The 6,301-nt window shown below is 67.8% G+C and carries 6 protein-coding genes; 3 read left to right on the top strand and 3 right to left on the bottom strand.

The annotated features are described in order from the left end of the window. Positions 1–46 precede the first annotated feature (46 nt). Entirely contained in the window at positions 47–730 is a 684-nt protein-coding gene (locus tag HMPREF0591_RS13955; RefSeq protein ID WP_007169225.1) for a VldE C-terminal domain-containing protein, read from the bottom strand. A gap of 107 nt (positions 731–837) precedes the next feature. Here HMPREF0591_RS13955 and HMPREF0591_RS13960 point away from each other — a divergent pair, with 107 nt between their 5' ends. Together HMPREF0591_RS13960 and HMPREF0591_RS34670 are read left to right on the top strand one after the other, a co-directional pair. Continuing rightward, positions 838–1,338, top strand: coding sequence for a nitroreductase family deazaflavin-dependent oxidoreductase (locus HMPREF0591_RS13960; protein WP_007169226.1), 501 nt, complete (start codon positions 838–840; stop codon positions 1,336–1,338). Between the two features lie 209 nt (positions 1,339–1,547). Beyond that, complete coding sequence (locus tag HMPREF0591_RS34670) at positions 1,548–2,519, top strand: arsenate reductase/protein-tyrosine-phosphatase family protein (protein WP_007169227.1); 972 nt, start codon at positions 1,548–1,550, stop codon at positions 2,517–2,519. 30 nt (positions 2,520–2,549) lie between these two features. Here the strand turns inward: HMPREF0591_RS34670 and HMPREF0591_RS13970 are convergent, their stop codons facing one another. Then, the gene (locus HMPREF0591_RS13970) at positions 2,550–3,314 is read right to left on the bottom strand and encodes an alpha/beta hydrolase family protein (protein WP_007169228.1); all 765 of its coding nucleotides are present in this window, start codon (positions 3,312–3,314) and stop codon (positions 2,550–2,552) included. A gap of 213 nt (positions 3,315–3,527) precedes the next feature. Further along, the gene (locus tag HMPREF0591_RS13975; RefSeq protein ID WP_007169229.1) at positions 3,528–4,307 is read right to left on the bottom strand and encodes an alpha/beta fold hydrolase; all 780 of its coding nucleotides are present in this window, start codon (positions 4,305–4,307) and stop codon (positions 3,528–3,530) included. Between the two features lie 91 nt (positions 4,308–4,398). Between HMPREF0591_RS13975 and HMPREF0591_RS13980 the strand changes: the two genes are divergently transcribed. Beyond that, positions 4,399–6,165 carry a GNAT family N-acetyltransferase gene (locus HMPREF0591_RS13980; RefSeq protein ID WP_007169230.1) on the top strand — a complete coding sequence of 589 codons (1,767 nt, stop codon included), beginning with the start codon at positions 4,399–4,401 and terminating at the stop codon, positions 6,163–6,165. Positions 6,166–6,301: the final 136 nt, after the last annotated feature.

Consider the following 6,301-nt stretch of genomic DNA (forward strand, 5'->3'; position numbering starts at 1 on the left):
CCGAATCCGAGGTGAATCTCGTTGCAGCGCAACGGCTCCCCTGCTGCTAGGGGGCGGGCGTCATCGAGGCGATGTAGTAGATCTCGTGCCCGGTCGGGTACCCGCCGCCATTGGTGGCGATGTGCACGTGGTCGTAGTGATTGAGGGTCTCCGAGCCGAGGTCGGCCGTCCAGCTGCCGCCGCCGACGCCCGGATAGATCTTCTGCCGCCAGATCACGTGGTTGATTCCCCAGCGCTTGGCGTTCGCCAGGGCGTAGCCGGCGATCTGGTTGCCGAGCTCGATGCCCTCCGGGCTGGCGTGGTTGGGGATCATCACGTCGATCGCCAACCCGTTGGGATGCCACGGCAGGGCGTCCTCGCGGTACCCGTAGATGGTCTTTATCTGCGGAAACAGCACGCTGATGGCGCGCTCCGCCCAGATCGTCTTGACCTGCAGCCTGTTCTCGGACGCGATCCCGCGGGGCAGCGCGACCTGGAATTGCTGGGCGGCGGCGGGCGCGCCGGCGGCCAACATCTCCACTTCCGCGGGGCTGGCGGTGCGCGGGGTGTTGGGCGGTGCGGCGGCGTTGATCGACGCGGCGGCCGGGGTGGTGGCGGACGCCGCTACCGCGGCCGGGGCGCAGCATCGCGGCTTCGTGTCTTGGGCGTAGATCATGCCGGCTGCAAGGGCGAGCGAGCCGAGGATCGCCAGCCAGCGCCCCCGGCCGTTGGCAAACACGTTCTTGCCCACGAGCTGCAGCTTAGTGTTGCAGGCGACGCTTGTAAGGCGTTTTGATCCGGATTTTGGGCTCGGGCGAACGGGCCCTGAGCGGCCCCCGGTGGGGTCACAATGACACCATGGCCGGCCAGTCCTTCGACGATGCCAATGCGTTCCACCGAATGATGCGTCGCTTCGCGTCCACGAGGGTGGGTGCGGCGCTGCTGCGCCCCACGGCGCACCACCTGGACCGTCTCATCACCACGGTCACGGGAGGCAGGAGCAGCTTCGCCGGGGTCGCCACCGGCATCCCCGTGGTCATGCTCACCACCACGGGCGCCAAATCCGGGGAGCCACGCACCGTCGCGGTGTACGGGATCCCGCACCCGGATGGCTTGGCCCTCATCGCGTCCAACTTCGGCGGCGCCAAGCATCCCGCCTGGTACCACAACCTCAAGGCTCACCCGGAGGCGACCGTGGCGATCGGCCGCGACGCCTGGCACGCGACCGCGCGGCTCGCCTCACCGGGCGAGCGCGACGAGATCTGGGCGAAGGGGCTCGAGCTGTACCCGGGTTGGCGCAAGTACGAGGTGCGTGCCGGCAAGCGCCACATCGAGGCGTTCGTCCTGTCGCGCGACTGAGCCGTGGCGGGGGACCAGCGAGAGCGTTCACTGGCCGCTTCAGGCCCGGCTGGCCCGCCCGCGCGTGTTGGCATAGCGTGTGCGTGTCCGTACCTGGCTTGAATCGTTTCTCGAGGGGCGCCGGCCGGTTCGCCAGCTGCCTGGTTCGCCCACCTCGATGTGGAGGACTTCCATGAGCTCGTGGCGCTGCGTGGGATGCGATCCGGCCCGTGGCTGAACCCCGGCTGCACGTCGCGTTCGTCTGCAGTTTCAATCGCGCCCGGTCCGTGATGGCCGCGGCGTTGTTCGCCGAGCAGCTGCGGGAACGTGGCCTGAGCGATGTGGTGCGGGTCTCCAGCGCGGGGACCCTCGCTTGGCCGGGTGACACGGCCGACGAGCAGGCGTGCTCGGTGTTGCGCGCCTACGGTTATCCCGCGCCGGCGGAGCATCGCGCCGTGCCGGTCGGGCCCGAACACCTCGACGCCGATCTGGTGGTCGCGCTGGGCCGCGAGCATGTCGCGGGGTTGCGAGAGCGTGGTGCCGACGGCGACCGGCTGCGGTGCGTCGACGTCCGGAACCCGGTCTTCGGCACCGACTTCGAACACGCCTTGGTCGCGATCGAGGCGGCAATGCCCGGGCTGCATGAATGGCTGGACGGCCGCCTGACCGCACCCGGCTTCGGCCGTTTGGAAACGGCCGTGGGTTTCCGCTTCTGGACGGGACAGCCCGGGGACGTCCTGCGGTCCCCCTATTACTCGGAAATCTCGTGGCCCACGAAATGGTCCACCGCGGCATGCCGCTACCACCCGGAACACGTGCCGCCGGCGCCGGAGTGCGAGTGCGGGTGGTACGCCGATATCGAGGTCGCGGACGCGATCGGGCGGGCGCGTGGGTTCCCGCGGGCGGCGCAAGACGTTTCGCGGCTGGGGCTGGTGGACGCGCCCTGGTCGTATCTGGTTGTCGGCAAGGTGGTCCTGCACGACGTGCTGCCATTCCAGCCCCGGCCCACGCAGAAGATCAGTCCCCGGGCCGAATACCGGGCGCGTTCGGGCGGCATCGTCGAACTGGGCCTGCTCGACACGGCCGGGACCCCGCAGGACATGGCGTTCGGTCAGGAGCTGTCGGACCGCTACGAGGTCGAGGTCCTCGACATCAGCGATCGCGGGGAGCTCGGCGAATGTGCTCCCGGCGTCGGCGGGTGACTATCGCATCGGTCGGTGTGCCCACTCGACCTAACCCGTATCGCCTAAGTACGCGTCGGCCCAGGCGCCGATGATCCGCCCCGCCCGGTGAGCCTGCCCGCGAGCGGTGAGAAAGTGATCCGACCCCTCCAGCGAGACGAAGCTGCGGGGGTGACGGGCCAAGCGGAAGATCTCGCTCGCGTTCTCGATGCCGACCGTGTTGTCGGTGGGCGAGTGCAGGATGAGCAGCGGCAGGCGCAAGCCCTCGATCTTGTCGTGCAGACCGGCCCGGCGAACATCCTCGACGAATGCCCGCTTGAGCGTCAGTGTGCGCCCTCCGACCATCCATTCGGCGCTGCCCTCTGTCAGGCAGCGGTCAACGACTGCGTCGTAATGCTTTTCGACGTGACTCGGGTCGACCGGTGCGGCGACCGTCACCACCGAGCGCACGCCCGGCGATTGTCCGGCCGCGGCGAGCGCCGCCGCGCCGCCCCACGAGTGCCCGATCAGGATCTCGGCCGGGGTTCCGCGGCTGGTCATGAATTCGCACGCCTTGGCGATGTCGTGGACCTTGACGGTGAACGACCCGTCGCCCCAGTCGCCCTCGGATCCGCCGAGGCCCAGCGCGTCGAAGCGCAGCATGCCGATGCCGTCCGCGGCCAGTTGCTTGCAGATCCTGGCCGCGGCGGGTGAGTCCTTGCCGAGCGTGAAGCCATGCGCGAACACGCCCCAGCCCCGCACCGCTCCGTCGGGCACCTCGATGACGCCGGCCAGCTGCGCGCCCGTGGAGCCCAGGAAAGTGACACGTTCGCCCATGCTGACGATCTAACCCGCCCGGGCCGACGGTCGTAAGGCCGACCTACGTGCGCGAATGTCTGCGGCCCCCGGCACGAACAGTAACTGCGGAATTGAGCCGCATATTCGCAGCTCAGAGGCGCAATGCGGGTGTGCGTGTCGGATCGTTATCGGATGCCTCAGCTCGGCTGAAACGGAATTCGTTGTGCGACAACAGGTTCCGATCTGTACAAGTCAGCCTCTGCGGGCGACGTCTTGGCTCAGGATCTGGGGCCAGGTCTCGACATCGGCCGGGAGGTGCGCCACGGTGAGGGTTGACCGCGGCATCAGTGCGGCAAGCGATTCCGCTGTCGACATCGGATGCGCCGGGTCGCCGACCCAGGCCAGAATCGTCGTCGGCACATCGATTCGGGCGACCGCTTCGCGAGCGGGCAGGTCGCTGAGAGCCGCGCCTCGAAACAGTGACGGCAGCAGCGCGTCGGCTACATCGGGAACTGTTTCGGGCGCGCCGACGGTGGCTGGCGGCGGAGTCGCCCCACGCGCCGACGCGATGAATGCCCCGACTCCCTCGGTTTCGATCAATTCCGCCGCAATCCGGTAGATCGTCGCCTGCGCCGGCCGGGTTTCCCACGCGGTGGCCGGCACCATGAGCGTGAGGCCGGCGAACCGTTCCGGCTCGCGGGCAGCCGCGTGCAGCAGCGTGCCGGTACCCATGGACGGGCCGACTCCGTGCACCCGTTCGCCGGGAAACCATTTGTCGAGCAGCTGCAGAAGATCCTCGGCAAGGCTCTCCCATCGGTAATCCTCCGGGACCTTGCGCCCAGTCGACTTGCCATGGCCGCGTGCGTCATACCGCAGCAGTCGGGTCCCGCTGAGGCCCCTGCCGAGGTCGAGATTGAGCACCCGGTCACGCGCACGGCTGGAGGTAAGGCCGTGCAGTTGAACTACCGGATGACCGCCTTCGTCGCTCAGTTCAACCGCGAGCTCTGCTCCACGAACCACGAAAGTGGACATCACGCAACTCTTCTCACGACCGGACGGCTCGGCCCCGGAGCCGTCCGTGCACACCGAGCATTCAGGCTAACTGGGGCGTTAGGGTACCGCCATGCGGCTGACGAACGTGGCGCACCTGAGGTTGCCCTTTGGACGACTCTGGGGCTACGACGTGTCGGTGTCCGACCTCGGCCGGCAGCTCCCGGTGTCTTTCGACCAGCGTATACACGTCGGTGCGGGCGCACGACCCGGCTCCTGGATGGCGCTGTCCATTCGGTTGCCGGCGGGTGTCAGCCGCCAATCGTTGGCCGATGCGTGGCTGGCTGTGATCGCCCGCCACGGCACCCTACGAACGGCATTCACACCCGGGGCGGACGGCGATCCGCAGCTGAATGAGATCGATATTCACCCAGGCAGGTGGGTAGAGCATGAGATCACTCCCGGCCAGGCGGTCAACGACGCACTGCGAGTAGTTCTCAACGCGACGTGCTCGCCCTATCAGCGGCCCTCACATCGATTGTGTGTGCTGGAGACTGCCGCCGGATTGACGGTGGTGATCGCTGCCGACCACGCCCACGTGGACATGTGGTCGATGCTGGTGATTGCCCGGGACCTGTTGTCGATGCTCGCCGACGCGCGGATCGGACGTACGTCGTCGCTGCAGCCGCCGCCGGCATTTGTCGTGCACACGCAAGCACTGTTGGACCGTCCCGCGGCGCCGGACCACGTGCGCGCGCGATGGGCACAAATCATCAGCGACAGCGGTGGGGTGATGCCGCGGTTTCCGCTGCCGTTGGGCGAGTCCGGGCCGCATCCGGAACGCGTTGAAGTGCGCGACGTGTTCGACGTCGATGACGGCGCCGCGTTCGCCGCGCAGGCACGCGACGACGGTGTCTCGACGCTCGCACTCGCTGTGGTCGCCATGACTGCGGTGACCCGCGAGTTGGCCGGGGCGCCGCTGCGCGCGGTCTTCCCCGTGCACAGCCGATTTGAAGACAAATGGCACGACTCGGTGGGCTGGTTCATCACCAATTCGGTTCTGGAATCGGCGGTTGCCGAGCCGCACGCCGCGGCCACCGCCGTCAAAGAGGCCGTGCAGCTTGGTTCCTGGCCACTGGCCGACGTACTGGCTCCGTGGGGTGGAATGCCCATCGCGCCCGGCATGTTCGCGATTTCCTGGCTGGACCAAAGCAGACTTCCGGTGCGCATCGACTCGGTCGGACTCGACGCCCAGTATGTGAGCGCGAGCGTTGACACCGACGGCGTCATGCTCTGGTTCATCCAGGACGAGTCCGGGCTACATCTGCGATGCCGCTACCCGGATACCGCGGAGGCACGAACCAACGTGGGGGCGTGGCTGGACCTGTTGGTGGCGCGCCTACAGGCACTGGCGCAGTCCTCGGTTCGAGGACTGCTGCGGGTAGCGGGCCGCACATATCGTGTGCAGCGCGCGACGCGCGAACACGTGGGGGTGATCGCCCAGCTGCTCTCCGACGACGAATTCGGTCAGGATCGCGAAGGCGCAGAACTCGAACGCTACGAGGCGGCCTACGACATCGTCGTTCGCAACCGATCCAACTATCTCGGAGTCGTCCTGAACGGTTCCGATATGGTCGTCGCGACTGTGCAATTGACGATCATTCCCGGCCTTTCCCGCGGCGGCGCCACCCGGCTGCAGATCGAGGGATTGCGGGTCGCCAAAGCCGAACGCGCACAGGGTCTTGGTACTGCACTCGTCGAGTGGGCACACAACTACGGCCGAGCACACGGGGCACAGTTGGCGCAGGTGACCACAGACGAGGCTCGCGAAAGGGCTCGGGCGTTCTATCGCCGGCTCGGGTACCACGCCGCCCACGTCGGGCTGAAACGCACCATCTGAGTCCGGTTTATCCGCGGTGGACGCTTCAGCGTGCCTGATGGCGATCGCAGCCAGGACGGCCGGTGTGTGACCGATCCGGCTGCACGACGCCCGTCGCTCGTGGGGGACGCGCCGCACCTGACGGGGGGAACTAGTT

The sequence above is a fragment of the Mycobacterium parascrofulaceum ATCC BAA-614 genome (genome assembly GCF_000164135.1).
GTDB classification, from domain to species: Bacteria; Actinomycetota; Actinomycetes; order Mycobacteriales; family Mycobacteriaceae; genus Mycobacterium; species Mycobacterium parascrofulaceum.

What these genes read in the sequence shown, in the direction of transcription:
- HMPREF0591_RS13970 (WP_007169228.1), bottom strand. Translation starts at nt 3,314, where the DNA reads ATGGGCGAACGTGTCACTTTCCTGGGCTCCACGGGCGCGCAGCTGGCC.
- HMPREF0591_RS13980 (WP_007169230.1), top strand. Translation starts at nt 4,399, where the DNA reads ATGCGGCTGACGAACGTGGCGCACCTGAGGTTGCCCTTTGGACGACTC.
- HMPREF0591_RS13975 (WP_007169229.1), bottom strand. Translation starts at nt 4,307, where the DNA reads ATGTCCACTTTCGTGGTTCGTGGAGCAGAGCTCGCGGTTGAACTGAGC.
- HMPREF0591_RS13960 (WP_007169226.1), top strand. Translation starts at nt 838, where the DNA reads ATGGCCGGCCAGTCCTTCGACGATGCCAATGCGTTCCACCGAATGATG.